Origin of the sequence: Hyalangium sp. (assembly GCF_045802625.1) — a bacterium.
Lineage (GTDB): Bacteria > Myxococcota > Myxococcia > Myxococcales > Myxococcaceae > Hyalangium.
In genome coordinates this window covers 65,688-91,182 of record NZ_JBJMQP010000234.1, presented here as the reverse complement: position 1 = coordinate 91,182, position 25,495 = coordinate 65,688, and the positions used below count along the sequence as shown (strand labels likewise).

The 25,495-nt window shown below is 68.9% G+C and carries 25 protein-coding genes and 2 pseudogenes; 18 read left to right on the top strand and 9 right to left on the bottom strand.

Annotated elements, in window-relative coordinates; genetic code table 11:
- Nucleotides 1-4: 4 nt before the first annotated feature.
- Complete coding sequence (gene dapF, locus ACJ8AT_RS36575; protein ID WP_407742603.1) at nt 5-856, bottom strand: diaminopimelate epimerase; 852 nt, start codon at nt 854-856, stop codon at nt 5-7.
- Nucleotides 857-879: 23 nt separating this feature from the next.
- Entirely contained in the window at nt 880-5,877 is a 4,998-nt protein-coding gene (locus tag ACJ8AT_RS36570) for a methyltransferase domain-containing protein (protein WP_407742602.1), read from the bottom strand.
- A 103-nt stretch (nt 5,878-5,980) separates the two neighbouring features.
- On the opposite strand from ACJ8AT_RS36570, the gene ACJ8AT_RS36565 reads away from it, so the two are divergent.
- The 5 genes and pseudogenes from ACJ8AT_RS36565 to ACJ8AT_RS36545 all read left to right on the top strand — a co-directional run.
- A complete protein-coding gene (locus ACJ8AT_RS36565; protein ID WP_407742601.1) occupies nt 5,981-6,805 on the top strand; it encodes an IF-2 protein in 825 nt (274 codons plus the stop codon).
- Between the two features lie 522 nt (nt 6,806-7,327).
- The gene (locus ACJ8AT_RS36560) at nt 7,328-9,742 is read left to right on the top strand and encodes a ribonucleoside-diphosphate reductase subunit alpha (RefSeq protein ID WP_407742641.1); all 2,415 of its coding nucleotides are present in this window, start codon (nt 7,328-7,330) and stop codon (nt 9,740-9,742) included.
- 110 nt (nt 9,743-9,852) lie between these two features.
- The gene (locus ACJ8AT_RS36555) at nt 9,853-10,863 is read left to right on the top strand and encodes a ribonucleotide-diphosphate reductase subunit beta (RefSeq protein WP_407742600.1); all 1,011 of its coding nucleotides are present in this window, start codon (nt 9,853-9,855) and stop codon (nt 10,861-10,863) included.
- A 116-nt stretch (nt 10,864-10,979) separates the two neighbouring features.
- Nucleotides 10,980-11,084, top strand: a pseudogene (locus ACJ8AT_RS36550) (DUF4062 domain-containing protein); the annotation flags it as partial.
- Between the two features lie 58 nt (nt 11,085-11,142).
- Nucleotides 11,143-11,337: pseudogene (locus ACJ8AT_RS36545) on the top strand (transposase domain-containing protein); the annotation flags it as partial.
- 198 nt (nt 11,338-11,535) lie between these two features.
- Here ACJ8AT_RS36545 and aqpZ read toward each other — a convergent pair.
- The gene (gene aqpZ, locus ACJ8AT_RS36540) at nt 11,536-12,351 is read right to left on the bottom strand and encodes an aquaporin Z (RefSeq protein WP_407742599.1); all 816 of its coding nucleotides are present in this window, start codon (nt 12,349-12,351) and stop codon (nt 11,536-11,538) included.
- Nucleotides 12,352-12,547: 196 nt separating this feature from the next.
- On the opposite strand from aqpZ, the gene ACJ8AT_RS36535 reads away from it, so the two are divergent.
- The gene (locus tag ACJ8AT_RS36535; RefSeq protein WP_407742598.1) at nt 12,548-13,279 is read left to right on the top strand and encodes a hypothetical protein; all 732 of its coding nucleotides are present in this window, start codon (nt 12,548-12,550) and stop codon (nt 13,277-13,279) included.
- A gap of 17 nt (nt 13,280-13,296) precedes the next feature.
- Here the strand turns inward: ACJ8AT_RS36535 and hpt are convergent, their stop codons facing one another.
- From hpt to ACJ8AT_RS36520, 3 genes are read right to left on the bottom strand one after another with little or no spacing between them, the layout of a single operon-like run.
- Complete coding sequence (gene hpt, locus ACJ8AT_RS36530) at nt 13,297-13,830, bottom strand: hypoxanthine phosphoribosyltransferase (protein WP_407742597.1); 534 nt, start codon at nt 13,828-13,830, stop codon at nt 13,297-13,299.
- A gap of 10 nt (nt 13,831-13,840) precedes the next feature.
- On the bottom strand, nt 13,841-14,656 hold the full coding sequence (locus ACJ8AT_RS36525; RefSeq protein WP_407742596.1) for a uracil phosphoribosyltransferase: 816 nt from the start codon (nt 14,654-14,656) through the stop codon (nt 13,841-13,843).
- A 21-nt stretch (nt 14,657-14,677) separates the two neighbouring features.
- Nucleotides 14,678-15,277 carry a thymidine kinase gene (locus ACJ8AT_RS36520; RefSeq protein ID WP_407742595.1) on the bottom strand — a complete coding sequence of 200 codons (600 nt, stop codon included), beginning with the start codon at nt 15,275-15,277 and terminating at the stop codon, nt 14,678-14,680.
- Nucleotides 15,278-15,488: 211 nt separating this feature from the next.
- Here ACJ8AT_RS36520 and ACJ8AT_RS36515 point away from each other — a divergent pair, with 211 nt between their 5' ends.
- The 9 genes from ACJ8AT_RS36515 (at nt 15,489) to dnaB (ending at nt 22,004) form a co-directional block, all read left to right on the top strand.
- Complete coding sequence (locus ACJ8AT_RS36515; protein WP_407742594.1) at nt 15,489-15,860, top strand: DUF5658 family protein; 372 nt, start codon at nt 15,489-15,491, stop codon at nt 15,858-15,860.
- A 104-nt stretch (nt 15,861-15,964) separates the two neighbouring features.
- Nucleotides 15,965-16,264 (top strand): septation regulator SpoVG, encoded by a 300-nt coding sequence (gene spoVG, locus ACJ8AT_RS36510; RefSeq protein WP_407742593.1) that lies wholly within the window; start codon nt 15,965-15,967, stop codon nt 16,262-16,264.
- Nucleotides 16,265-16,304: 40 nt separating this feature from the next.
- The gene (locus ACJ8AT_RS36505) at nt 16,305-17,258 is read left to right on the top strand and encodes a ribose-phosphate pyrophosphokinase (protein ID WP_407742592.1); all 954 of its coding nucleotides are present in this window, start codon (nt 16,305-16,307) and stop codon (nt 17,256-17,258) included.
- 174 nt (nt 17,259-17,432) lie between these two features.
- Nucleotides 17,433-18,161: a 50S ribosomal protein L25/general stress protein Ctc gene (locus ACJ8AT_RS36500; RefSeq protein WP_407742591.1), complete on the top strand. Its 729-nt coding sequence runs from the start codon at nt 17,433-17,435 to the stop codon at nt 18,159-18,161.
- Nucleotides 18,162-18,230: 69 nt separating this feature from the next.
- Nucleotides 18,231-18,806 carry an aminoacyl-tRNA hydrolase gene (pth, locus tag ACJ8AT_RS36495; protein ID WP_407742590.1) on the top strand — a complete coding sequence of 192 codons (576 nt, stop codon included), beginning with the start codon at nt 18,231-18,233 and terminating at the stop codon, nt 18,804-18,806.
- A gap of 308 nt (nt 18,807-19,114) precedes the next feature.
- Entirely contained in the window at nt 19,115-19,585 is a 471-nt protein-coding gene (gene rpsF / locus ACJ8AT_RS36490) for a 30S ribosomal protein S6 (protein WP_407742589.1), read from the top strand.
- Between the two features lie 45 nt (nt 19,586-19,630).
- The gene (gene rpsR, locus ACJ8AT_RS36485) at nt 19,631-20,056 is read left to right on the top strand and encodes a 30S ribosomal protein S18 (protein WP_407742588.1); all 426 of its coding nucleotides are present in this window, start codon (nt 19,631-19,633) and stop codon (nt 20,054-20,056) included.
- 29 nt (nt 20,057-20,085) lie between these two features.
- Entirely contained in the window at nt 20,086-20,529 is a 444-nt protein-coding gene (rplI, locus tag ACJ8AT_RS36480; protein ID WP_407742587.1) for a 50S ribosomal protein L9, read from the top strand.
- A 95-nt stretch (nt 20,530-20,624) separates the two neighbouring features.
- Nucleotides 20,625-22,004, top strand: a complete 1,380-nt coding sequence (gene dnaB, locus ACJ8AT_RS36475) for a replicative DNA helicase (protein ID WP_407742586.1) — start codon at nt 20,625-20,627, stop codon at nt 22,002-22,004.
- 14 nt (nt 22,005-22,018) lie between these two features.
- Here dnaB and ACJ8AT_RS36470 read toward each other — a convergent pair whose 3' ends face one another.
- From ACJ8AT_RS36470 to thiE, 3 genes are read right to left on the bottom strand one after another with little or no spacing between them, the layout of a single operon-like run.
- Nucleotides 22,019-22,759, bottom strand: coding sequence for a hydroxymethylpyrimidine/phosphomethylpyrimidine kinase (locus ACJ8AT_RS36470; protein WP_407742585.1), 741 nt, complete (start codon nt 22,757-22,759; stop codon nt 22,019-22,021).
- A complete protein-coding gene (locus tag ACJ8AT_RS36465) occupies nt 22,756-23,523 on the bottom strand; it encodes a gamma-glutamyl-gamma-aminobutyrate hydrolase family protein (protein WP_407742584.1) in 768 nt (255 codons plus the stop codon). The genes ACJ8AT_RS36470 and ACJ8AT_RS36465 overlap by 4 nt, the downstream gene beginning before the upstream one ends.
- Complete coding sequence (thiE, locus tag ACJ8AT_RS36460) at nt 23,520-24,194, bottom strand: thiamine phosphate synthase (protein ID WP_407742583.1); 675 nt, start codon at nt 24,192-24,194, stop codon at nt 23,520-23,522. The genes ACJ8AT_RS36465 and thiE overlap by 4 nt, the downstream gene beginning before the upstream one ends.
- 93 nt (nt 24,195-24,287) lie before the next feature.
- Here thiE and ACJ8AT_RS36455 point away from each other — a divergent pair, with 93 nt between their 5' ends.
- From ACJ8AT_RS36455 to ACJ8AT_RS36445, 3 genes are read left to right on the top strand one after another with little or no spacing between them, the layout of a single operon-like run.
- The gene (locus tag ACJ8AT_RS36455) at nt 24,288-24,530 is read left to right on the top strand and encodes a hypothetical protein (protein WP_407742582.1); all 243 of its coding nucleotides are present in this window, start codon (nt 24,288-24,290) and stop codon (nt 24,528-24,530) included.
- Nucleotides 24,527-24,838, top strand: coding sequence for a DUF1844 domain-containing protein (locus ACJ8AT_RS36450; RefSeq protein WP_407742581.1), 312 nt, complete (start codon nt 24,527-24,529; stop codon nt 24,836-24,838). Before ACJ8AT_RS36455 ends, ACJ8AT_RS36450 begins: the two co-directional genes overlap by 4 nt.
- Entirely contained in the window at nt 24,835-25,470 is a 636-nt protein-coding gene (locus ACJ8AT_RS36445) for a hypothetical protein (protein WP_407742580.1), read from the top strand. Before ACJ8AT_RS36450 ends, ACJ8AT_RS36445 begins: the two co-directional genes overlap by 4 nt.
- Nucleotides 25,471-25,495: the final 25 nt, after the last annotated feature.

Sequence of the window (25,495 nt, the reverse complement as noted above, 5' to 3'; positions counted from 1 at the left end):
AAGGTTACCGGCCCGAGGGGAGCCCGACAACGCCCTCGAAGACGAACGAGACGGGGCCTCGGAGGCGGATGTCCGACAAGTCGGAGGGTACGCGGATGCGCAGGTCCCCACCCGGCAGGGTGACTCGCAGCCAGGCGTCCGCCGGGAGCCGCTTCGCCAGCACCGCCGCCGCGGCCGACGCACAGGCCCCGGTTCCGCACGCCTGCGTCAGCCCGCAGCCTCGCTCCCACACGACGACGGTGAGGCCATCCGGGTCCACTCGGACGAACTCGACGTTGGTCCGGTCCGGGAAGGAGGGGTGGCGCTCCAGCGTGGGGCCCAGGCGCTCGGCCTCGTCCAGCGGGCGATCGAGCAGCACGAGGTGCGGGTTGCCCATGCTCACCGCCGAGCCGCGCAGCCCCGAATGTCCAGGCACGGGCGCCTCGAGGAACGGCTGGCCCGTGGCCCCCGAGGGCAGGTTCGGAGCCACCAGCCGCGCGGGGCCCATGGAGATGTCCACCTCGGAGACTCCGTCCGCTCCGTAGCCGGGGACGCACGAGAGGACGCCGGCGCCGGTCTCCACGGTAATGCGCTCGGGGCGGCTACCGGAGTGGTCCACCAGGTACTTCACCGCACAGCGCAAGCCGTTGCCGCACATCTCCGCGATGCTGCCGTCCGCGTTGTGCACCACCATCCGCGCCAGGCCGGCCGCCGAGGGCAGGAGCGAGAGGACTCCATCCGCGCCGATGCCTCGCCGCCGATCGCACATCCACCGAGACAGCTCGGCGTCGATGTCCATGCCCGTCTGGCGCCGATCGAGCACGACGAAGTCATTGCCGAGCCCGTGATACTTGAAGATGCGTTCGCGTTCCGCCACGGCTCCATCCTAGCGGCGGAGGCTCATTCCTGCCCGTCTACCTTCGGGGGAACCCCGGGGCCGCCCACGGTGGGCAGCGAGCCGCTCGGCCTGTTGGGGAGGACCGGAGCGGAAGTAGGAGGACGACCCGGCACTGCTCCCGAGCTGGGAGTGAGCACGGGAGGCCCCGAGGCAGCCCCCGGTATGGGCACGAGGGTCGGGGGCCTGGAGCCCGTACCGGGACCAGGCGTACGGACGGGGGTGCCCGGTGCGGCGCCAGGTCCCGGCCGGAGGACAGGAGATGCGGACGCGGCGCCCGTTCCGGGAGGCTGGCTCACAGGGTTGCCCGGAATGGGGGGCAGCGTCGCGGGGCGCCGGGCTGGATTGGCGGCCACGGGCGCGGGAGTGGGCTTCGTGGAGGCAGGTTGCGCGGGAGCCGTGGCCCGGGCGAGGCCCTCTCGCAGCTCCTTGACCTGGGCTTCGAGGGACTCACGCTCGCCCTTGAGCCGCTCCAGCTCCTCGGCCATGGCGGGATCAACGGCGGGCGCCTTCCCGGCCTCGGCCTCCTCCAGCCGTGAGGTGAGATCCCGAATCCGGGTCTCGAGCCGCGTCTGATCCTCCAGGAGGATCTTCTTCTCCGCGTCCAGGCTCTCCACCTGCTCGCGGAGCAGCGGCATCTCCCGCTGGATCGCCGTCAGACGCTCGGTGGCCTCCTTCTCACGCTGCCGGGCCAACTGAGCTGCCTCGGTGGATTCCTTCTCGCGCTGCTGGGCGGCCTGCAACGCCTCGGCGGATTCCTTCTCGCGCTGCTGGGCGGCCTGCTGGGCCCCTTCCGCCAGCTGCGCCAGACGTTCGCGCTCGGCCCGCTCGGCTTCGAGGAGCCGCGTCGCCTCCGCGGCCGCGCTCTCCAGCGAGGAGACCTTGCCTTCCAGCCGCACGCGAGCCGCCTTTGCCACAGTCAGGTCCGACTGGAGCCGCTCGCGCTCGGAACCGTTGGCCTTGGAGAGCTCATCGCGAGCGGACTCCAGCGCGGCCAGGTCCGCCTCGAGGCGGCTGATGCGCTCCTGGCCTGCTCGAAGGGCCTCGCCGGCCTGGGCCAGCTCGCCGCGGAGCTTCTCCAGGGCGGCAGCGCTCTCCGCTTCGAGGCGGCTGCTGCGCTCCTGCTCCGTGCGGAGGCCATCCTGGGTCTTGGAGATCTCGGCGCGGGCGGCCTCCAGCTCGGAGCGGGCGGATTCCAGGGCCGCGCGCTCTGCCTCCAGCGACGCTTCCGCCGTAGAGGCCCGTCCCGCGAACCGGCGCGCGGACTCGAGCTGAACCCCGAGCAGCTCCGCCTGCTCATGCTCGGCCGTCAGGCGGGCCCGCGTCTCGTTCAGCTCCGCATCGAGCCGCGCGAGGTGGAAGTCCCGCTGCTGCAGGGCCTGGCTCATGCGCTGCAGCTCCGCGCCCAGGCGCATGATCTCGCCGCGGGCGGCCTCGAACTGGGCCACTCCGGCGAGCAGGTTCTGGCGCTCGGTCTCCCATGCGGCCTCGCGCTCGCGAGCCTGCGCCTGCTCCTGCTCTCGCGCCGCGGTGCTCTCCTCCACGCGGGTGGTGAGCTGGCGGGCGCGCGTCTCGGCCTCCGCGAGCGCCTGCTCCAGCGTGGCCACGCGAGCCCCCTGCTCCGCCAGCGAGGCCCGCTGTTCCCGCGCCGTGCTCTCCACCGAGGTCCTCTCGGTCTCCAAGCGCTCCAGCGTCGCGCGGAGTTCCTTCTCGCGGGCCTCCGCCGCAGCGAGGCTCTCCGCGCTCGCGCCACGCTCCCGCTCGACGAGCGCCTTCAGCTCCTCGTTCGCGGTCCGCTGCTCCGCGAGCCGTTCGTTGAGGGCCTCCAGCTCGACGCGCAGTTGGGCGCCTGCCTCACGTTCGGAGCTCCAACCGCTCCGAGCCTCCGTGAGAAGGCCGGCGATCTGCTCGCGCCCGCGCTGCTCGGTGTCCAGGGTCTCTTGGAGCTGAGAGAGAGAGACTTCGACGGCTTCGCGCTCCTTCCGCTCGGCCGCGAACGCAGCACGGAGTTCCGTGAGCCCCGCTTCGCCCTCGGATCGGCCTTGCCGCTCGGCGGCGAGCTCGGCGCGGAGGTTCGCCAACGCGGCAGCGAGCTGGGTGTGGGCCTCGCGCTCCGTGGCCAGCTCCGCGCGCACGTCTTCGAGCGTGGTGGCCAGCCGCCGCTGCTCCTGGAGCCCCGCATCGATCTCGGTCCGGGACTGAGCCAGGGCCACATCTGCTTGAGAGCGCTGCTCCTGCTCCGCGCTGAGCGCTGCCTGCGCCGCGGAGAGCGCCTCCACGTCCCGCGAGTGCCCACTCTGCTCCGATTCGAGCTGGGCCCGCGCCGCTGCGAGCGCCTCTTCCAGCCGGGCTCGCTCCTGACGCTCCGTGGCCAGGGACTCCCGAGTCCTCGTGGACTCCTCGTCCGTCCGGGCGCGCTGCCCCTGCTCTTCGGAGAGCGCGGTCCGGAGCTGATCCAGCATCGTGTCGGCCTGCGCGCGCCGCGCCTGCTCCGCTTCGAGCGCCGCCTGGGTCTGAGCCAGCGTCGCCTCGGACCGGGTGCGCTCCTGCCGCTCCGTCTCGAGTTCCTCGCGGGTCCGCGCCGCCAGCGCTTCGGCCTTGGCTCGCGCCTGCCGCTCGCTCTCGAGCTCCGAACGCAGCCCGGTGAGTTCTCGCTCCAGCTCGGCTCGCCGCTGCTCCCCGGCCTCCAGGTCCGTTCGGAGTCCAGACAGCTTCTGCTCCAGCTCGACCCGCCGCTGCTCCGCGGCCTCCAGCTCGGCCTGGAGCCCGGTCAGCTTCCGCTCCAACTCGGCGCGCTGCTGCTCCCCAGCCTTCAGCTCGGCCCGGAGTCCGGTCAGCTCTCGATCCAGCGCATCGCGCCCACGCTCCCCGGCCTCCAGGTCCGCCTGAAGTCCGGTCAGCTTCTGCTCCAGCTCGCCACGGCGATGCTGCTCCGATGCGAACTCGGCACGAATCGCGGTCAACTCCCGCTCCAGACCGCCGCTCCGCGTCCGCTCCGACTCGAGCTCACCACGCGCGACTTCGAGCGCAGCGGCGGCCTCGGACACCTGCCGCTGGAGCGCCGAGCGCGCTTCCGTCAGCTCCAACACCTTCTGCTCGGCCTCGGCCAGCGCCAGAGCCGTCGCGGTCCGTGCCGAGGACTCGCTCTGGCTCAGCGCCCGGAGCTGCTCGAGCTGCTGCTCCAGGGCCTCGCGCGCCGCCGTCTCCCGCGCGAGCTGCACCCCGAGCGCCTCCGTCCGCGCCCGCTCCTCCGCCACCGCCTGGGCGAGCCGCTGCTCCCCCAGCTCCCGCTCCGATTCGAGCGACTGCGCAAACGCCGCGGCGGCCTTCTCGCGATCCTCCTCCAGATCCGCCATGCGGATCCGGGCCGCGCTCAGCTCCTCATCAAGCTTCTCTCCCGCCTCCCGCGCAGCCACCTCGGCGCGCTTCAGCTCCGCCAGCTCCGCCGTGAGCCGGGCCGAGGCCACACGGGCCCCTTCCAGCTCCGTCCCCAGGCCGCGCAGCGCGGCCTCACGCTCGGCCAGACGGTCCTCGGCCTCCTGGCGCCCGGCCTCCGCGGCGGACACCCGCTGCCGGCCTTCTTCGAGCCCACGCGCCACCCGCGCCAGCTCGGCCTCTCGCATCAGGAGCGTGTCCGCGGTGCCCTTGGAGGCCTCCTTCACCTGCGCCAGCTCGGCCTTGAGGTGCTCCACCGCGGCCAGCGCCTGCGAATATTGCTCGGCGATGCGCAGCTCCCGCTCCCGAGCCGCCTCCGCCTGCCTCCGCCGATCCTCGGCCTGCTCCTGGGCCCGATCCGCCGCGAGCCGGTCCTTCTCCCGCGCGATGCGCAGGTTGGACAGCTCATCCTGCAGGCCCCGAACCTCGGCATACGCCTGGGTCAACCGCTCGCGAGTCTCCTCCAGCGCGGCGGCCGTCTCCTCTCGGCGAGCCCGCTCCAGCCGCTGCGCCTCGTGGGCCGCCAGCACCTGCACACTGGCCTCGGCCTGGACGCGCTGCACGCCTTCCAGCTCCAGGCGCTGAGCCGTCAGGCGCCGCTCGGCGTCCGTCAGCCGCTCCTGGGCCACCTGCAGCTCCAGCTCCCGGCGCCGCAGCTTGGCGGCCAGCTCATCCCGCTCGCGGGCCTGCTCCGGAGAGCCCCGGGCCTGCTCGAGCTGCGCGGTCAGCCTCGCCACCTCATCCCGCGCGAGCTCCAGCTTCGGATGCAGCGCGGCCACCTCCGCCTCGCGATCCGACAGCTCCGCGCGCAGCTTGGAGACGGCCTCCTTCTGCTTCCCGGTGCGCTCCTCCCAGGCCTTGGAGCGCTGGGCCACCTCCTCCAACCGTCCGCGAGTGAAGGCGAGCGGCTCGGGCGGCAGCTGCACCCACGTGGGGTCCACCATCCGCGCCGGCTCCTGCCCCGCCATCACGACGAAGTAGGCTGCCTCGCCGCCGCGAATGAGCGAGCCATCCACCTGGAGGCCCTCCCCGCGCTCGAAGGCGAGCTGGTAGCCCAGCAGCGGGCTCTGGGTGGCCACCTCCACATGCGGGAAGTGGGTGGAGAGCACATCCAACGCCTGCCCGTACGTGGGCGGCACGCCCTCCTCCACCTCCATGAGCTGCCACAGGGCCAGGCCGCCGATGTTGCGCAGCCCTCCAATGAGGTAGCCCTGCTTCGACACGAGCCGAGCCAGCTCCGCCAGCAGCGCCGGGGCGCGCACGTAGGGCGCCAGGTCCGCCACCAGCACGGCGTCGAAGCTGCCGGGCTCCAGATCCTCATAGACGTTGGCGCGGTAGCGCAGCGTGGGGCCGCCATGGGCCTTCTGCGCGGCCTCGACCGCGGCCATGTCCGCGTCACACGCCACCACCACGCGAGCCCCACGCTCTAAAAGGAAGCGCGCGCTCTCGCCGCCCGTGGAGGCCACCGAGTCCACCTCCAGCACCCGCCTGCGGGCGATGAGGCTCTCGACAAAAATGTACCGGGGCAGCAGTTCACTGGGCCCCATGCGGCGGAATGTGGGATGCATGGGTAGGTTGGCCGGTGGAGTATAGCCTCCGGGACACAGGCCCCAAGGAAAGCGCCGGGCGCGAACCAGGGCCGCACGATCGGACCACAGGAGAGCAGGCGACATGAACGGTAACCCGCAGCAGGGCTTTGGCTCCCGAGCGATGCGCGCCTTCACGCGGCTGGTGGTGACACTGCTGGTGCTGGCGATGGGCGGGGCGGTGGCGTTCCTGCTCTCTCAGCTCAACGCGCGCACCTTCACGCTGGAGGTGGACAACGGCCAGCTCATCGTCATGAAGGGGCGGATGCTGCCGTCGGGCGCGGCGCCTTACCAGCCGAGCGACGTGGGGCTCGCGGACACCTACGCCCCCATCCCGCTGGAGGGACACGACGTGCCCTCGAGCCTCCTCACCGAGCGCTTCAGCGAGCGGGACGAGCTGGACCGGGCCCTCTTCTCCCAGTTGGAGGCGCTGGCCCGGCCGCGCATCGCCTCGGAGGATCCGCAGAAGGTGGAGCGCGGCGTCTACTACCTGCGACGCGCCGAGCGCCTCACGGGCCTCAGCCAGGAGCAGCACACCACCCTCAAGGCCATGCTGGCGGACGTGGCCTACTACCAGGCGCGGCAGAAGCTGGAGGACGCGCGCAAGCTGATCACGGATGCGATGGCGCAGCTCCGGATGGCCGCCGAGGGCGACAACCGGCACTCGCGCAGCGCCAACCAGATGCTCTCCAAGGTGGAGCCCGCCGCCACGAAGCTGGAGCAGGACCTGCTAGACGCCGTCCACACCCTCAGCGGGCCAGCCTCGCAGGACGAGCAGCCGCCCGCCCCCGCCGCCCCCGCCGCCCCTGCCGCAGCCCCCGGCACTCCAGGCCCCACCGGTCAGCAGCCCCCGGCCCAACCCCCCGCGGAAACCCCAAGCACCCAGGATGGGGGCAAGGGCACACCCTGAGCCTCAGTGCTTGGCGCACGGAGCCGCGCGGGCAGTGGTTTCAGGGGTCTGCACCGGTCGGAACTGAACGTAACCGCTCAGCCCAGGTTTCACCCAGATTTCAAGGAATTCAGTGGTTCTGGAAAGGCCCTCGGAACCGCCCCGGCAGGTGGGTCAGGCCCACCTCTTGCTGGGGGCCTGAGGGGTGGTCCCGGCGCGCGGAAAAAAGCGTTGGCTAGTGATCATAGATTGCAAGCGGCGAGCCCAGTCAGGCCCAAGATCTGGCGTTGACACTGGCCGGAGCCCCCAATAGCTTGGGCCGCCCGCCAGCCCCCCGCCCCAGGGAGGGAGGCCTCGGTGGGATCCAAAAAACCCCCTTAATAGGACGCGGCGAGCCCCCTCGGTCTGCTGAACGGGAGAGGTTTGTCCTGCTGCGTCTTCACTCGGAGTGAGCCGCTCGTGACCGTCGAGACCCCCGCGAAGCCCGCTTCTGCCCCCCTGCCCCCGCCCGCCCCGGCCGCCGCCAACGAGTTGGCGCCGACGATGATGCGGGTCCGCAAACGCAACGGCAGCCCCGAGCCGGTGGACTTGAACAAGATCGTCCGGGCGGTGAGCCGCTGCTGCGTGGGCCTGGCGCGGGTGGACGCGCTCCGGGTGGCCACGAAGACGATCAGCGGGCTGTACGACGGGGCCACGACGAAGGAGCTGGACAGCCTGTCCATCCAGACGGCGGCGGCGCTCATCGTCGAGGAGCCCGAGTACGCGCGCCTGTCGGCCCGGCTGCTGGCCACCTACATCCAGAAGGAAGTGTCGAACCAGGAGATCCACTCCTTCTCGCAGTCGGTGGCGGCGGGCCACCGTCACGGGCTCATCGCCGACCGGCTGCTGCAGTTCGTACAGGCCAACGCGCGCAAGCTGAACGCGGCCATCGATCCGTCGCGCAACGACTTGTTCGAGTACTTCGGCCTGCGCACCGTCTATGACCGCTATCTCCTCAAGAACCCGCAGACGCGCGAGGTGATCGAGACGCCGCAGGACTTCTTCCTGCGCGTGGCGTGCGCGCTGACGGACTCGGCCAAGGACGCGATCGAGCTGTACCGGCTGTTCAGCTCACTGGAGTACCTGCCCAGCTCGCCCACGCTGTTCAACGCGGGCACGCGGCACGAGCAGCTCAGCAGCTGCTTCCTGCTGGACTCGCCGGCGGACGAGCTGGAGGCCATCTACAAGAAATACACGGACGTGGCGATGCTCTCGAAGTTCTCGGGAGGCATCGGCGTGGCGTACCACCGGGTGCGGGCGCGCGGCTCGCTGATCAAGTCGACGAACGGGCACTCGAACGGGATTGTGCCGTGGCTGAAGACGCTGGACGCGTCGGTGGCGGCGGTGAACCAGGGTGGCAAGCGCAAGGGCGCGTGCTGCGTGTACCTGGAGACGTGGCACGCGGACATCGAGGACTTCCTCGAGCTGCGGGACAACACGGGCGACGAGGCCCGCCGCACGCACAACCTGAACCTGGCCAACTGGGTGCCGGACCTGTTCATGAAGCGGGTGGAGCAGGACGCCGACTGGTCCCTGTTTGATCCGAAGTCGACCCCGCACCTGACGGACCTGTACGGCGAGGCCTTCGAGAAGGCGTATGCCGAGGCCGAGGCGAAGGGGCAGGCCGTCCGCAAGGTGAAGGCGAGGGACTTGTATGCGCGCATCGTGAAGACGCTGGCGCAGACGGGTAACGGTTGGATGACCTTCAAGGACATCAGCAACCGCAAGAGCAACCAGACGGCGAAGGACGGCAACGTCATCCACCTGTCCAACCTGTGCACGGAGATCCTCGAGGTGACGAACGCCTCGGAGACGGCGGTGTGCAACCTGGGCTCGCTGAACCTGGGCCGGATGATGACGGACGGCAAGTTCGACTTCGACCGGCTGCGGACGAACGTGGCGCTGGCCATCCGCCAGCTCGACCGGGTGATTGATCTCAACTACTACCCCATCGCGACGGCGGCGGACTCGAACCGCAAGTGGCGGCCGGTGGGCCTGGGGTTGATGGGCTTGCAGGACGTGATCTTCCAGCTCCGGCTGCCGTTCGACGCGCCCGAGGCCCGCGCGCTGTCGAAGAAGATCTCCGAGGAGATCTACTACGCGGCGCTGAGCGCCTCGTGCGAGCTGGCCGAGCAGAGCGGCCCGCATCAGGCGTTCCCGGACACGCGGGCGGCGCGGGGCGAGCTCCAGTTCGACGCGTGGGGCGTGGTGCCCGAGGACAAGGCGCGCTGGGACGCGCTGCGCGCGCGGATCCAGAAGGGGGGCCTGCGCAACTCGCTGCTGATCGCGATCGCCCCCACGGCGACGATCGCCTCCATCGCGGGCTGCTACGAGTGCATCGAGCCGCAGGTGTCCAACCTCTTCAAGCGCGAGACGCTGTCGGGGGACTTCCTGCAGGTGAACAAGTACCTGGTGCGGGAGCTGCAAGCGCTGGGGCTGTGGAACGAGTCCATGCGCTCGCGGCTGAAGCTGTCCGAGGGCAGCGTGCAAGAGCTGACGGAGCTGCCGGCGGAGCTGCGAGCGGTCTACCGGACAGCGTGGGAGATCCCCATGCGCTCGCTGATCGACATGGCGGCGGACCGGGGCGCGTTCATCGACCAGAGCCAGTCGCTGAACCTCTTCGTCGAGGCGCCGAACATCGGGAAGCTGTCCTCGATGTACTTCTACGCGTGGCAGAAGGGGCTGAAGACGACGTACTACCTGCGCTCGCGGCCGGCGACGCGGATCGCCAAGGCCACGGTGGGAACTCCAGCGGGGTCGAGCATCACCTCCACGCCGAACATGCCCGTGGCCAGCGCGGCTCCGGCGCAGGCTCCGGCGCCCGTGGTGACGGCGGCGCCCGAGAAGCCCGCGTACACGGAGGCCGAGGCGGTGGCCTGCTCGCTGGAGAACCCGGAGCTGTGCGAGGCCTGCCAGTAGGCCGCGGCGCTCCCCTGCTTCCACGTCATGACTTGGGGCGTCCCTCTCGCGGGAGAGAGGGGCGCCCTTTCCTTCCCTTACGCCTGATCGACTTTCAGAGGATGCCGACGATGCTGCTGGACTCCGGGATGAACCTCACGCTGCGCCCGATGGCCTATCCGGCCTTCTTCGAGATGTACCGCAACGCGATCAAGAACACGTGGACGGTGGAGGAGGTGGACTTCTCCACGGATCTGGTGGACCTGCGCAGCAAGATGACGGACGCGGAGCGGCACCTGATCCACCGGCTGGTGGCGTTCTTCGCGACGGGCGACTCGATCGTGGGGAACAACCTGGTGTTGAACCTCTACAAGCACGTGAACGCGCCCGAGGCGCGGATGTACCTGTCGCGCCAGCTCTTCGAGGAGGCGCTGCACGTGCAGTTCTACCTGACGCTGCTGGACACGTATGTGCCGGATCCGGCGGATCGGGCGAAGGCGTTCGCGGCGATCGACAACATCCCGTCGATCCAGCGCAAGGCGCGGTTCTGCCTGAAGTGGATGGACTCGATCCACGACCTGAAGGAGCTGAAGACGAAGGAGGACCGGCGGCGGTTCCTGCTGAACCTGATCTGCTTCGCGGGGTGCATCGAGGGGCTCTTCTTCTTCGCGGCGTTCGCGTACGTGTACTTCCTGCGCAGCAAGGGGCTGTTGAACGGGCTGGCGGCGGGGACGAACTGGGTGTTCCGGGACGAGAGCGCGCACATGACGTTCGCCTACGAGGCGATCAAGGTGGCGCGGCAGGAGGAGCCGGAGCTGTTCGATGCTCGGATGCAGGCGGACGTGATGGAGATGCTGCGCGAGGCGGTGGAGTGCGAGACGCTGTTCGCGCAGGACCTGCTGAGCGGAGGCGTGGCGGGGCTGTCGGTGGCGGAGATGCGGCAGTACCTGGAATACGTGGCGGACCAGCGGCTGATGATGCTGGGCATGGCACCGATGTTCCGGGTGAAGAACTCGCTGTCGTTCATGGACCTGCAGGACGTGCAGGAGCTCACGAACTTCTTCGAGCGTCGCGTGAGCGCTTATCAGGTGGGCGTGGGCGTGGGCGCGGCGACCGACGTGGTGCTCGACGCCGCGTTCTGACCTAAACCCATTTCAATGGACGATGCTGGCAACATGCTCTTCAAGTTGGGAGTTGCTGAATGCCTACAGGGGTCGGCTCTTTGTGCGAACCAGCACCAGTCAATTGGTGAAGCGCCATGGATAAGCGATACCAAGTCTTTGTAAGCTCAACATATCAAGACCTGCAAGATGAGCGCCAAGAGGTCATGCAAGCGCTTCTTGAGCTTGATTGCATCCCTTCAGGGATGGAGCTTTTCCCCGCCGCAAACGAAGACCAATGGACTCTCATCAAAAAAGTAATTTGTCGGCCACGAGGCTGCGGGCGAGAACCTGGCTGGCCTCTACGCCCTGGTCGCCACCTGCGAGGCCAACGGCATCAATCCCGAACAGTACCTGGCAGACGTGCTGCTGCTCGTGCAGACACACCCCAACTCGTGTATCGGCGAGCTGCTACCCCATGAGTGGAAGCGCCTGCGTGCTGCTGACTCCTCCTGAGCCTTGCTCGCCCTGAAGACCGCAGCTCTCATCTCGCGATCCCCCCTGAGCACGGCATTCGTCCGCGCTCAAGCTCCGGCATCACATCGTCCGCCGGACGGATACCTTCTCTGCGCAGTCCAGCCCGTAGCCCACGACGAACATGTCGCCGATCACGAATCGATGGTGATGCGCTCCTTGCCCCTGTTCGTCGCGGCCTCAGGTCTCCGCCGGACGCCGGGAAGCCACTCGCTCGACGCGCTCGCTCTCCAGGGCCTGCTCCGCCCGCGAGGCGGGGATCTCCACCGCCGGGCGATGAACCGTGCGGTAGACAGCGGCCGCCAGCCCGCCTCCCAGCAGCGGGGCGACGATGAACAGCCAGAGCTGCTGGAGCGCCCAGCCTCCGGCGAACACCGCGGGCCCCAGGCTGCGCGCCGGGTTCACCGAGGTGTTGGTGAGGGGAATGCCCACCAAGTGGATCAGCGTCAGCACCAGACCGATCGCCAGCCCCGCGAAGCCCACGGGCGCCCGCGCGTCCGTGGCGCCCAGCACCGTGAGCACCAACAGGAAGGTGAGGACGATCTCGGCCAGGAAGGCGGTACCCGCCCCGTAGTTTCCCGGCGAGTGAGCGCCAAACCCGTTGGCTCCCAGCCCCTGCGCCGCGGCTGAGTAGCCCTCCGGCGCCCCCTTCGCCAGCAACAGCACGATGCCCGCTGCCACGATGGCGCCCAGGCACTGGGCGACGAGGTAGCCCGGGACGTACCTGCGCTCGATCTTCCCGCACAGCATCAGGCCGATCGTCACCGCGGGGTTGATGTGGCAACCCGAGATGGGGCCGACGGTGTAGGCCATCGCGAGCAGCGACAGCCCGAAGGCGAACGAGACCCCCAGGAAGCCGATGCGATCCCCCGCCAGGACGGCAGCCCCTACGCCTCCGATGACCAGGACAAAGGTCCCCACGAACTCGGCGATGTACCGGCGCATCGACTCGCCGCTCACCGCCTGAGGAACAGTCTTCGCAGCGCCGTCCGCCATGGGCAGCCTCACGGGCAGAGCGCCCAGACCACGGCCGTCCCCGCCACAAGGGTTCACTCTTGGTGACACTGCTCACGCACCCCCCAGGGGGCAACACCCCGCTCGAAGCCCCAGCTGTCATGGGGAGGGCGTGGGCTCCGCTCCTCCTCACGCTCGGGCCGGTGAGAGCGACTGACCCGGCGCGCTTGTTCGCTCCATGGAACGCTGGAATAAGACGGCCATGCAGCCCCCACACCCGGCCGACGTAGAGATTCGCCACCTCGATGCGACCTCCTTGGAGCGCACGATTGACTGCGTCAGCGCGCTCTACCCGCGGCACAACGTCATCGCACGCGCCCTGGGCTTCACGGCCGAGGAGTACCGGCCCATCGCCGAACGCGCGTGCCGTGTCGCCCTCGAGGCCGACATGGGGCTGCTCGCCGTCCACCCGGCCACCCACGAAGTGCTCGGCTTCTTGTTCTGCCACGATCTCGTCGACCAGTTCTCCGCCGTCGCCGCGATGGCACGAAACGAGGACGAGCGGCTCCGCGCCTGGTCCGAGATGCACTCGCGCCTGCTGGCACTCTACGAGCGGCGCTACGGTCAGCCCCAGGCTCGTGGACAGGTCCTCTACATGAACATCACCGCGCTGGCGCCGGAGATTCGCGGCCAGGGCCTCACCCCCAGGCTCACCTATCAAGCGCTGGTGGAGTTCGGCATCCAGCGGGGCTATCGCGCGCATGCGGGAATCGCCACGCACTCGCAGACGCGCCGGCTCCTCGCCCAGGCGGCTCCCACCGTCGAGTGGTCCGAGAGCCTCTCCTTCGCCGAACTCTCGGACCCGCGCCTGCGCAGCCTCGACGGTGCGGCGCAGATCTTCGCTCGGCCCATCCCCGAGACGGACATGCTGGGCATCGACGCGCTCTTCCCGCGCTCCCCGCCCTCGTGACTGCCGAAGCCCTGGCGCTACTTGCCCTTCATCACTCCGATGAACGGCAGGTTCCGGTACTTCTCCGCGTAGTCCAGCCCGTAGCCCACGACGAACACGTCGTCGATCACGAAGCCCTTGTAGTCGATCTGCACCTTCGCCCGGGCCCGCGACGGCTTCTCCAGCAGCGCGGCCACCTTCAGTGACGCCGGGTGCCGCGCCTGGAGGTTCTCCAACAGGAAGCTCATCGTCAGCCCCGTGTCGATGATGTCCTCGATGATCAGCAGGTGCTTGCCCGCCATCGGCTTGCTCACGTCCGTGGTGATGCGCACCTCGCCCGTCGTCTCCGTCCCGCCCTGGTACGAGGACACGCCCAAAAACTCCATCGTCAGCGGCAGATCGATGGCCTGCGCCAGATCCATCGCGAACGGCGTGGAGCCCTTCAGCACGCACACCAGCGTCAGCTCCTTGCCCTGGTAGTCCCGGGTGATCTCCGCTCCCAGCTCGCGCACCCGCGCCTGGACCTTCTTCTCGTCGATGAAGACGCCGACATCGTTCTCGTAGAAAGCCACGGCTCGTCCCCTACACGTACGCGTTGTTCATGATCTCCCCGAAGCCGCCGCCCCCGGGAACAATGTACTGCCGCTCGTCCAGCCCCCGCTCCTTGTCCCAGTGCGTCCCCGGCTCCGTGCCGAACACCTCCGGCGGAGACATCCCCCGATCCAGCCGCAGCGCGTAGATCGTCACGTCCGGATGATCCGTCGTGAGCCGCCGCAGGTACTCCGGCGTGACGATCAGGTTCAGCGTGATGATCCGCCGCGGCTTGCCCGGCACCTTCGTCTTGTAGAGCGAGATCGCCGTCGACAGGCTCCCTCCCGTCGCCCCCATCGGGTCCGGGAACAGGACGATCGCATCATCCACGTCCCCGCCGATCTTCGCCCCGCCGATGTTCGAGCCCACCACCGTGTGCTCGGCGTCGATCATCCGGCTCATGATGATGTGGTCCTGCCGCACCAGCGTCGGATCCACCGTCACGTTGAGCAAGTCGTACGTCACCTGCGACGGCAGCGTGCCCGCGCGGGCGATGTTCACCGTCACCACCCGCGTGTGCGAGTCGATCACCTCGCCCTGGAAGATGCCCTGCGGCGTCGAGTCCACCATCCGCGTGGGGATGGCCACCATCTTCCGCGGGAACTCCGCGTTGATGACCGTCTTCACCAGATCCGCGTAGAGCAGCTCCACCAGCCGGTTGATCTGCGGCTGCACCGTGCCCTTGGCGCACAGCGTGGCCAGCTGTGAGAGGAGAAAAGGATTTCCCACCAGGTGAACCTGCGAGCCATACCGGTGGGTGATCTCGTTCAGCCGGAACGGGACGTTGGCATAGAGCGTGTCGCGCATCGGACGCTTCCCCTTCGTGAGTCAGTCGAACAACTTCAGCGTCTGCGGCGGGGTGGCCTCGGTGGGCTCCGCCACGTGGCACTTGCGGCAGCGCGCCTCGTAGGCCCCCGCCGCCCCCACCACCACCCGCTCGCCCCGCGCCGCCAGCCGCTGGGAGCGGTTGGCCGGATTGCCGCACACCACACAGATGGCCAGCTCCTTCGTCACGTACTCGGCCACCGCGAGCAGCTGCGGCATGGGCTCGAACGGCCGCCCCTGGTAGTCCTGATCCAGTCCGGCGCAGATGACGCGCAGCCCCTTGTTGGCCAGCGCCTCGCACACCTGCACCACCTCGGGACCGAAGAACTGCACCTCGTCGATTCCGACCACCTGTGTCTCAGGTGACAAATGGTAAAAAATTTCTTCAGGCCGTTCGATCGGCGTGGAGACCAGCTTGTGCTGCGAGTGGCTCACCACCTGGGTCTCGTCGTAGCGATCATCGATCTTCGGCTTGAAGACCTGGACGCGCTGCTTGCCGTACATGGCGCGCTTGACGCGGCGGATCAACTCCTCCGTCTTGCCGGAGAACATCGAGCCGCAGATGACCTCTATCCACCCGATATCTTTGGGGAATTGGTGCACGCGAAGAATCCCACCGAAGGGGCGGAGGGCGCGCGGATACTCGGTCACGCTCCCCACGGAGTCAATGATCGCGTGACGCCGCGAGCCCCCTTCCGCGGCCCGCTCGGCGCCCCGCCTACGCCGCCCTGCCTGGGCCTACCTCGGGAGTCCTCCGCGCTGGCAAGGCTCTTGAATGAGCCTACCCGCGGGATTCTCACGGGGAGGTGCGCGGGTGGCGGCGACGGCACAACAGCAGGCGCGGAGTTTCTGGGCGGGGCTGGGGTCCTTCTATCTCTCACCGGCATCGGTGGCGCTGCTGGTGCTCAACCTGCTGGACGGGCTGTTCACCCTGACGTTCTTACAGATGGACGTGGCCGAGGAGCTCAACCCGCTGATGCGGGTGGCGTACGATCAGTCCCCGCTGCTCTTCATGGTGGCCAAGCTGATCATCGTGAACGCGGGCCTGTCGCTGCTGTGCCTGCACCGAGGCCTGCGCGCCAGCCGCCTGGCCATCCGCGCCGGAGCGCTCATCTACGCCGTCATCAACGTCTACCACCTCGCATTTTTGACGCACCTGCTCAGCCACTGGCCCCACTTCCCCTGACCACCGCCCAACGTACTGAGTAGCTAGGGGCTTGCATTTTCGGGGCACTCTGACCCAGGCTTCCCGCCAGCACCGCTCTTTCGGGTTCTGGTGCGGGGGGCTACATGAACATCACCGACGTCAGGGTGTTTCCAGTCGCAGAGGACAAGCTCAAGGCCTATGTGACGATCACCCTGGATCACTGCTTCGTCATCCGCGACCTCAAGGTCATCCACGGCGCGTCCGGGCTCTTCATCGCCATGCCGGCCAAGAAGCGCAAGGACGGCACCTATAAGGACATCGCCCATCCGCTCAACGCGGACACTCGGAGTGAGATGGAGCGCATCATCCTCCACGAGTACGAGAAGCAGACGCAGAACGGCAACCACCTGCACAACGTCATGGCAGCGGCGGAAGCCGACTAAGGCGCTTCCCTTGCGGGCGCCAGCAGGTTAGTAGCGCCCCATGCCGCCCGCGCATGACTTCAAGGTGTTCACCGGCAGCTCCAATCCGGAGCTGGCTCACCGGATCTGCGACTATCTCAAGCGCCCGCTGGGCAAGGCCACGGTCGGCCGCTTCTCGGACGGGGAGATCCACGTCGAGATCGGCGAGAACGTCCGCGGACAGGATGTGTTCATCATCCAGTCCACGTGCCCGCCCGCCAATGATCACCTGATGGAGCTGCTGATCATCTGCGACGCCCTCAAGCGGGCGAGCGCGGGCTCCATCAACGCCGTCATCCCCTACTACGGCTACGCCCGGCAGGACCGGAAGGTGGCGCCGCGCACGCCCATCACCGCCAAGCTGATCGCGGACATGCTCGAGGTGGCCGGCGCCACGCGCGTGGTGTCCATGGACATGCACGCCGGGCAGATCCAGGGCTTCTTCAACATCCCCTCGGATCACCTCTACGGCTCGCCGGTGTTCCTGGAGGATCTGCGCAAGCGCTTCACGGACACGGATGATCTGATCATCGTCTCGCCGGATGCGGGGGGCGTGGAGCGCGCCCGGGCCTACTCCAAGCGGCTGAACACGGGGCTGGCCATCATTGACAAGCGGCGCCCGCAGCCCAACTCCTCCGAGGTGATGAACCTCATCGGCGACGTGAAGGGCAAGGACGCGGTGCTCATCGACGACATGGTGGACACCGCCGGCACGCTGGCCCAGGCGGCCGCCGCGCTGAAGGACAAGGGCGCGCGCCGCGTGGTGGCCTATGCCGTCCACCCCATCCTCTCCGGCCCGGCCCTCCAGCGCATCACCGACTCGGTGCTGGAGGAGGTGGTGTTCACGGACACGGTGCCGCTGGCGCCCGGGGCGCAGGCGTGCCCGAAGATCCGGGTGCTCACCACCGAGCGGCTGTTCGGCGAGGCCATCGCCCGCATCCACCGGGCCGACTCGCTCAGCTCGCTGTTCGTCTAGGCGTGCGCCTGGCTGGCGGGCGGCTTGACTCCGGGCCCGCTGGCTGGCATGTGCCACCTCCACTCCACCGGCTGCCTTGAGAGGCGCCGTCTTCGGGGCCCGCCATCGGGGCGGGATGCCGAGGGCGCCAGGCGAACCCGGTGGACACTCGCAGTCTCCTGAAGAGGCATTCCCATGTCAGTCGATAAGGCCACTCTCGAAGCGAAGGGCCGTGAGGGCGCCGGCAAGGGCGCGGCTCGCAAGCTGCGCGGCCAGGGCCTGGTGCCCGCGGTCGTCTACGGCAAGCACCTGAAGGCCCCGGTGCACGTCGCGGTGGAGCCGAAGGCCATCCGCCAGGCCATCAACACCCCGCACAAGTTCAACACGCTGATCAGCCTGAAGCTCGACGGCGGCGCCCACCAGGTGCTGCTGAAGGACTATCAGATGGATCCGGTGACGCGTGAGATCCTCCACGCGGACTTCATCGCCGTGACGGACACCGAGCAGGTGAAGGTCAACGTGCCGCTGGTGCTCGTGGGCAAGGCCGTGGGCACCGCGGACGGCGGTCTGCTCAGCCAGGTCCGCCGCGAGCTCGAGGTCTGGGCGCTGCCCCAGGCCATCCCGGAGAAGATCGAGGCGGATGTCACCCACCTGAAGATCGCCATGGCGCTCCACATCAACGACATCAAGCTCCCCGCGGGCGTGTCGGTGAAGACGAACGTCAACTACACGATCGCCGTCGTCGCCGCGCCCGAGCGCGAGGAGGTTCCTGTGGCGGCGGCGGTTGCCGCGGCGGCTCCGGCGGCGGGCGCTGCGGCGGCTCCGGCGGCGGGTGCGAAGGCGGGCGATGCCAAGGCGGGCGACGCCAAGGCGGGCGACGCCAAGGCGGCGGCGGGCGCGGCCAAGGCCCCGGCGAAGAAGTAATCCCCACCCGGTTTCTCTTGAGCGGGGCCGGCCTCTCGGGGCTGGCCCCGTTTTCTTTCGGAGCCTCCCATGAAGCTCATCTGCGGGCTGGGAAACCCCGGGCGCGAGTACGAGCGCCACCGGCACAACATCGGGTTCATGGTGGTGGAGGCGCTGCTGTCCCGGGCGCGCGCGGAGCTGAACCAGGAGAAGTTCCAGGCGAAGGTGGGCCAGGGCACGCTGGGCAGCGAGCGCATCCTCTTCGTCGAGCCGCAGACGTACATGAACCTGTCGGGCCGCTCGCTGGCCGAGGCCGCGCGCTTCTACAAGATCTCAGTGGAGGACATCCTGGTCATCCACGACGAGCTGGATCTGCCCTTCGGGCGGCTGCAGCTCAAGGCCGGAGGCGGCACGGGCGGGCACAACGGGCTGAAGAGCTCCGTGCAGAGCCTGGGGGCGGACGGCTTCATCCGCCTGCGCTTCGGCATTGGCAAGCCGGAGGGGCCCAACGCCAAGGAGCGGGTGGCCGGCTACGTGCTCTCCAACTTCGATGACGGGGAGCGGCGCCAGCTCGAGGAGTTCATCGGCAAGGCCTCGGACATGGCGGAGACGTGGGTCCGCGAGGGGCTGGCCACGGCGATGAACCGCTTCAACCGCAAGGCTTGAGTACCACCCGGGCGAGCCAGCAGGGCCGCCCCTGGCCGCCCGCGGCTGTGGCCCCCTGTCCGGAGACCGGTGCTCCTGCCCGCTCTCGTCTTGACTTGAGGGGAGGCCCCTCGTAGAAGACCCCTCCCCCGCCCACCCGGGCGGTGGGGATGTTCTTTTCCATCTTCCCGTGTTCCCACGGGACGAAGCGCGAAGGTGACGGGCGCGCTGTTTTTCCCGTTCCCGGCGGACGGCCTTCTCGGGCCGGCTGACCGTTTCCCCGCTCCCCGGATTGGCCGGGGGGCACTCGACCCCAAGGGGAGAGAAACATGGCTGAGACACAGGCCGCGCTGCGGCTTCGTGAGTACGAGACCATCTTCCTGATCAAGCCCGAGCTGACGGACGACAACGTGGACCGCCTCAAGGAGCGCGTCCGCGGCATCGTCAACCGCGAGGGTGGCAAGGTCCTCCGCTTCACGGTGTGGGGCAAGAAGAAGACGCTGTACCCCATCGCCAAGCAGCCGCGCGCCATCTACGTGCACACCCACTACCTGGGTGACGCCAAGATGGTGGCCGAGGTGGAGCGCAACCTGCGCAACTTCGACGAGGTGACGCGCTACCTGTCCGTGAAGATCGCGGACGAGGTGGATCCCGAGTCCCGTCCGGTGCTCGAGGACGTGAAGATGGCCGGCGACGTGGAGGAGGCCCGTCCGGGCGCTCCCGAGCGCGAGGTGCCCTTCCGTAGCGATGTGGCGGACGAGGTCGGCGAGTCTGAGGAGGAGGGCACCGAGGAGGCCTAATCGCCCTTCGGTCTTCCACGGACCCTTTCGAGAACGAGAACGCTCATGAACGGTACGGATAACAAGACGACTTCCTCGGCCCCCTCGCGCTCTGGCGGCGGGGCCGGTGGCGGCCGCAGCTTCGGCGGCGGCGATCGCGGTGGCTTTGGTGGTGGTGACCGCGGTGACCGCGGTGACCGCGGCGGTGATCGGGATCGCGGTGGCGATCGCGACCGCGGCGGTGGCATGGATGATGACAAGCGCGGCGGGCGCGGCTTTGGCCGCAAGAAGGTCTGCCGCTTCTGCGCCGAGAAGAACACCAAGGTGGACTTCAAGGATCAGGCGACGCTCAAGTACTTCGTCACCGAGCGCGGCAAGATCATCCCCCGCCGCATCTCCGGCAACTGCGCCAAGCACCAGCGCGAGGTGGCGGTGGCCATCAAGCGCGCTCGCGGCCTGGCGCTCCTCCCCTACAACGCGATGGTGGGCTAGTCAGCCCGTCCTGACTTCGGAGAAAGCACATGAAGGTCATTCTTCGTGAAGACATCGACGGCCTCGGCAAGTCCGGGGAGCTCGTCACCGTCAAGGACGGCTTCGGGCGCAACTACCTGCTGCCGCGCAAGAAGGCGGTGCTGGCCAGCGAGCAGAACATGCGCCAGCTGGAGCACGAGAAGTCGGTCATCTCCGCGCGCAACGCCAAGCTGAAGGGCGCCGCCGAGGAGCAGGCCAAGAAGGTGGGCTCCATCAAGATCACCATCAAGCGCAAGGTGGGCGAGCAGGACAAGCTGTTCGGCTCCGTCACCGCGCTGGACATCGCCGAGGCCGTGGCCGCGCAGGGCCAGCAGGTGGATCGCCGCGGCATCCACCTGCCCGAGCCCATCAAGACGGTGGGCAGCCACGAGGTGGAGCTGCGGCTGCACCGCGACGTGGTGGCCAAGCTCAAGGTCGAGGTCGTCCCCGAGTAACGGGCCGTCCCACCTGTGCTCCCCAGAGGGCCGTCCGGGCATCCCGGGCGGCCTTCTTCTTTTGCGGGACCGGCCTGTAGAGTGGGGGTGCATCCATGTCCAACGTGCTCGATGGTCGTGAAGGGCGGAAGGTTCTCGAGGATCTTGCCGCGGAGCGCGCCGTGCTCGGCGCCGTGCTGGCCGACAACACGCTGATCGCCAACGTGGCCGAGGTGGTCCACCCGGACGACTTCTCCAGCCCCCAGCACGCGGCGATCTTCGCGGCGATGCTCAAGCTGGACGGCACGCAGCGGCAGGTGGATCACCTGACGCTGGCCGAGGAGCTGAAGGTGCTGGGGCACCTGGCCGCGGTGGGTGGCCCCTCGTACCTGATGACGCTGGATCAGGGCGTCCCCTTCACCCACAACGCGGTCCAGTACGCGACGATCGTCCGGGATCAGGCGCTCCGGCGGCGGCTGGCGAACGTCGGCCGCGAGATCATGGAGATGGCCAGCCAGGAGACGGGCGACATCGAGGTGGTGCTCGATGAGTCCGAGCGCAAGCTCTTCAACCTGGCCGAGAAGCGCCGTGAGGGAGATCTCCGGGCCGTCAGCGAGCTGATGGAGCAGACGCTGGATCTGCTCGACAAGATGAAGGCCTCGTCCTCGGGCGTGACGGGCCTGTCCACGGGCTACATCGACCTGGACAACCAGCTCACGGGCCTGCATGCCGGTGAGCTCATCATCCTCGCGGCGCGCCCCGGTATCGGCAAGACGTCGCTGGCGATGAACATCGCGATGCACGCGGCGCTGGAGGAGGAGCCCAAGGCCGTGGCCATCTTCAGCCTGGAAATGCCCGCGGACCAGCTGCTGATGCGTCTGCTGGCCTCGAGCGCGCGCGTGGACATGAAGAAGCTGCGCGGCGGCCGGCTCACCCAGAACGACGAGGAGAAGTTCCAGGAGATGGCGGGCAAGCTCTACAACGCTCCCATCTACATCGATGACTCGGGCGGCCTGTCTCCGTTCGACTTGCGCGCCAAGGCTCGACGGCTCAAGCAGAAGGACCCGCGGCTGTCGCTGATCGTGATCGACTACCTCCAGCTGATGCACCAGAAGGGCAAGGTGGAGAGCCGCCAGCTCGAGGTGAGCGAGATCTCCCGCGCCCTGAAGCAGCTGGCCAAGGAGCTGGAGGTGCCGGTGATCGCGCTCAGCCAGCTCAACCGTAAGGTGGAGGAGCGCAAGGGCGGCAAGCCGATGCTCAGCGACTTGCGCGAGTCCGGCTCCATCGAGCAGGACGCCGACGTGGTGATGTTCATCCACCGCGAGGACCAGGACGAGGGCTCTCCGGACGGCGAGGAGGCCGCGCGGGCGCGCACCGCCATCCCCGTGGAGCTGATCGTCGCCAAGCAGCGTAACGGCCCCGTGGGCTCGATTGATCTCGTGTTCCTCTCGGAGTTCACGCGCTTCGAGAGCCGCGCCCGGGGCGAGTTCCAGTAACAGTAGGGTTCGCCCTAGCCGTTGCCTGTGCGCAGGTAGCGAGCGACGTGGACCTTTGCCCGGCGCGCGGCAGCCTCCATCGAGCTGTCGCGGCCCAGCTCCACTGCCAGTGCCGAGGCCAGCCGACAGCCCGTGCCCCTGCGCTCTGGCGAGCGGCGAAGGCGCTTGCCCGTGAGCAGCCTCGTCCGCCCCGTCATGCACAGCACATCCACGGCGCCTTGCTCCCGGTGGCCGCCCTTCACGAGTACGGCCCCGAAGCCTCGGGCTACCAGCGCCCGGCCTGCCTCCGCCGCCTCGTCTACCGTGCTCACGCTCGGCAATCCCAGGAGCCACGCGGCCTCGGCCAGGTTGGGCGTGAGGACCACGCGCGGGCCCGCCAGCGCCAAATAGTGCCGAACCGAGAGGCGTGAGAGGGGCTGCCCTCGCGAAGTCCGGACCACGGGGTCCACCACCCACCACGCGTCCACGCCCTCCAGCGCCTCGCGGATGGCCTTCAACCGCACCGGATCAGGCACCATGCCGAGCTTCACCGCGTGCAGCGGCCCCAACTCTCGCGCCGCGGCCACCTGGGCCCGCAGCACCCGTGCTGGCGTGGCCTCACTGAGAAATGTCGTGCTGCCCTGCGCCGTCTGCGCCGTGGGCACGGCCACGGGGACACCGCCCATGGCTCGCACCGCCGTCATGTCCGCCAGCAGGCCGGCGCGCCCCGTGGGCTCGTGGCCCGCCAGCAGCAGGACTCGAGGGAGCTTGCTCACCGCCGGTAGTCGCGCGCCTTGTGGATGAAGACCTTGTAGATGCCACCGTGCACCGGGAGGTTGTTCAGCATGTACTCCGGGTGCCACTGCACGCCCACCGCGAAGACGTGCGCCGAGGACTCGATCGCCTCGACCACTCCATCCGGCGACGTGGCGCTCGCCACCACCTGAGCGCCCAGCTTGTTCACCGCCTGGTGGTGCGTGGAGTTCACCATCAACTGGCCCTTCCCCACCGCCTCCGCCAACAGCGTGCTGTCCTTCACCTCCACCGGGTGCTGCGGCTGGGTGCGATCGTGCTTCTGCTCGTGCTCGCGCGCCTCCGGCACCTCGCGGCCAATGTCCTGGTACAGCGTGCCGCCCAGCACCACGTTCAACAGCTGCATGCCTCCGCACACCCCCAGCACCGGCATGTTCCGCTTCAGCGCCGCTCGCATCAGCGCCGTCTCGAAGGCCGTCCTCCCCTCCTTCAGCGGCCCCATGCCCTCTCGCACCGTCTCGCCGTAGGCCTCGGGCGGAATGTCGAACGCGCCGCCCGTGATCAGCACCCCGGAGACGCGATCCAGATACGCCTCCACGCACGTGAGATCGTCCGTGTACGGCAGCACGAACGGCAGCCCGCCCGCCCGCAGCACCGCCTCCGCGTATGTCACCTTCAGCTCGTAGCGTGCGAAGGGGTTCTCAGGCCCCACCCCGGTCCAGTCCGGTGAGATGCCGATGTTGGGCCGACGGGGCGGCAGACCGTGATGTCTCGGGGGATAGTTCATGGGGCGCCCGCGAGGGTAGTCCCTCGAATGCCTGTGTCAAACGCGGCAAGCAGAGCACGCACCCGCTCGGCAATGTCCTCGGCGAGCAGCGCATCCGAGACCACCGCCGCCCCGTGCGCCCCCGCCGCCGCCACCTTCGCGATATTGGCCAGCCCCACCCCGCCAATCCCCACCACCGGCAGCGGGCTGGCTCGCACCACCGCCGCGAAGCCCTCCAGCCCCAGCACCGGCGCCGGCACCTGCTTCGTCGTCGTCCCGAAGACAGGCCCAACCCCCACGTAGTCGGCTCCCGCCTCCTGCGCCGCCCTCGCTCCCACCGTGTCGCGCACCGTCACGCCCACCAGCCGAGCCGGGCCCAGCAGCTCGCGCGCCGCCTCCGGGGGCAGATCTTCGTCTCCTACATGCACCCCGTCCGCGCCCGCCAGCAGCGCCAGGTCCACCCGATCGTTCAGCAGACAGAGCGCTCCCGCGCGGCGGCACGCGGCCACCACCTCGCGGGCGGCCGCGAGCGCCTCCCGAGGCGGCGTGCGCTTCATCCGAAGCTGGAGGATGCGCGCCCCTCCGGCCAGCAGGCGACGGGCCTTCTCTCCCAGCGACAGCGAGGGGAGGACAGTATCGTCACACAGGAGATAGGGGCCTCGGGGAAGCATGGCACGGGCAGGGGCGTTCATCGGCTCCAGGACTGCGGTCCGGCGGCGTTGACAGGCTGCGCCTCTGCTATAAGGTGGCGCGCCCTTTTCACAAGAGATTCCGAGGATTTGAACATGGCGGATACCGTGGACCCGAAGCACCTCGATAAGCGCACCGCGGAGCGTTACCTGCGCGGCGGCCAGCTCGACGAGAAGGCGTATGAGCGCCACATCAAGGGCCTGCCGGACGTGGCTGACAAGGCCACCACGGTGGAGACGGCGATGGAGGCCGACGAAGACTACGAGTCGGATGAGGACGAGACCGAGGGCGACGAGGAGGAGGCGGAGGAGGGTTCCGAGGAAAACGAGGCCCCATGACGGACGAGAAGCGGGGAGAGACCTTCGTGATGCGGGGTGAGGCACGCCCCGCAACCAGCGAGAGCCCCATCGCCTTCAACACCTTCATCATCGGGCTGGCCTCCACCGCGCTCATCCACCTGGGCGACACCGCCAACCCCGAGACGGGCCGCACCGAGCGCAACCTGGAGCTGGCCCGCCAGAGCCTCGATCTGCTGTCGATGCTGCGCGAGAAGACGCGCGGCAACCTCACCGACGAGGAAGAGAAGCTCTTCGCCACGCTCCTCACGGACCTGCGCCTGCGTTACGTGGAGGCAAGCAAGCGTTGAGCGTCCCCGCTGCCCAACCCCAGAGGCTGCCCCGCGGCATCCGTATCGCCGCGGTGCTGTGCCTCATCTTCTCGGGCCTGACGGGCATGTCCTCCGTGACCGAGGCCTCCAGCTTGGCGCAGTTCTCCGAGTACAAGGAGGCGGTCCTCTCCAACGCCGGCCGGTTCGGAGACCGGGACGCCAACGAGCACGTGCTCCTGGCCCAGTTCTCCGCCCTGGAGCCCATGCGCGACTCTCGCACCGCGCTGCTGGGCTCGCTGGCCGTGGTGTGCGCCGTCGTCTTCGTGGCCGCCGCCCGGATGCTGCGCCCGGGAGGAATGCCGCGCGAGGGCATGCGCCGGCTGCTCAGTGGAGCCGCCATCCTCGCCGCCATCCTGCGCACCATCGACGGAGCCCAGTGGATGGTCGTGGTCGATCGCATGAGCGCCGCCCTGGTGAAAGGCCCCTTCCCTGACTGGCAGGATCCCACCAGCGTCGAGCTGATCCAGCGCTTCGGCCCCGCCGTGCTGGCCGCGGGCTACATTGGGATGACCGCGTTCGTCGCGGGCGCCTTCGTGCTGCTCGGCCAGTACTTCCGCAGCGAGCGCGTGCGCCAGGTCGTCACCGCTCAGGACGGCCCCGCCCAGGAGTGACGCGGTCCGCCGAGTCCACCGAAGA

Coding starts and splice junctions, on each gene's coding strand:
- ACJ8AT_RS36555 (WP_407742600.1), top strand. CDS start 9,853: ATGCTGCTGGACTCCGGGATGAACCTCACGCTGCGCCCGATGGCCTAT.
- ACJ8AT_RS36450 (WP_407742581.1), top strand. CDS start 24,527: ATGACGGACGAGAAGCGGGGAGAGACCTTCGTGATGCGGGGTGAGGCA.
- ACJ8AT_RS36525 (WP_407742596.1), bottom strand. CDS start 14,656: ATGCGCGACACGCTCTATGCCAACGTCCCGTTCCGGCTGAACGAGATC.
- ACJ8AT_RS36560 (WP_407742641.1), top strand. CDS start 7,328: ATGATGCGGGTCCGCAAACGCAACGGCAGCCCCGAGCCGGTGGACTTG.
- rpsR (WP_407742588.1), top strand. CDS start 19,631: ATGAACGGTACGGATAACAAGACGACTTCCTCGGCCCCCTCGCGCTCT.
- ACJ8AT_RS36465 (WP_407742584.1), bottom strand. CDS start 23,523: ATGAACTATCCCCCGAGACATCACGGTCTGCCGCCCCGTCGGCCCAAC.
- aqpZ (WP_407742599.1), bottom strand. CDS start 12,351: ATGGCGGACGGCGCTGCGAAGACTGTTCCTCAGGCGGTGAGCGGCGAG.
- rpsF (WP_407742589.1), top strand. CDS start 19,115: ATGGCTGAGACACAGGCCGCGCTGCGGCTTCGTGAGTACGAGACCATC.
- thiE (WP_407742583.1), bottom strand. CDS start 24,194: ATGAACGCCCCTGCCCGTGCCATGCTTCCCCGAGGCCCCTATCTCCTG.
- ACJ8AT_RS36505 (WP_407742592.1), top strand. CDS start 16,305: ATGCCGCCCGCGCATGACTTCAAGGTGTTCACCGGCAGCTCCAATCCG.
- spoVG (WP_407742593.1), top strand. CDS start 15,965: ATGAACATCACCGACGTCAGGGTGTTTCCAGTCGCAGAGGACAAGCTC.
- ACJ8AT_RS36570 (WP_407742602.1), bottom strand. CDS start 5,877: ATGCATCCCACATTCCGCCGCATGGGGCCCAGTGAACTGCTGCCCCGG.
- ACJ8AT_RS36500 (WP_407742591.1), top strand. CDS start 17,433: ATGTCAGTCGATAAGGCCACTCTCGAAGCGAAGGGCCGTGAGGGCGCC.
- pth (WP_407742590.1), top strand. CDS start 18,231: ATGAAGCTCATCTGCGGGCTGGGAAACCCCGGGCGCGAGTACGAGCGC.
- ACJ8AT_RS36565 (WP_407742601.1), top strand. CDS start 5,981: ATGAACGGTAACCCGCAGCAGGGCTTTGGCTCCCGAGCGATGCGCGCC.
- rplI (WP_407742587.1), top strand. CDS start 20,086: ATGAAGGTCATTCTTCGTGAAGACATCGACGGCCTCGGCAAGTCCGGG.
- dnaB (WP_407742586.1), top strand. CDS start 20,625: ATGTCCAACGTGCTCGATGGTCGTGAAGGGCGGAAGGTTCTCGAGGAT.
- ACJ8AT_RS36535 (WP_407742598.1), top strand. CDS start 12,548: ATGGAACGCTGGAATAAGACGGCCATGCAGCCCCCACACCCGGCCGAC.
- ACJ8AT_RS36455 (WP_407742582.1), top strand. CDS start 24,288: ATGGCGGATACCGTGGACCCGAAGCACCTCGATAAGCGCACCGCGGAG.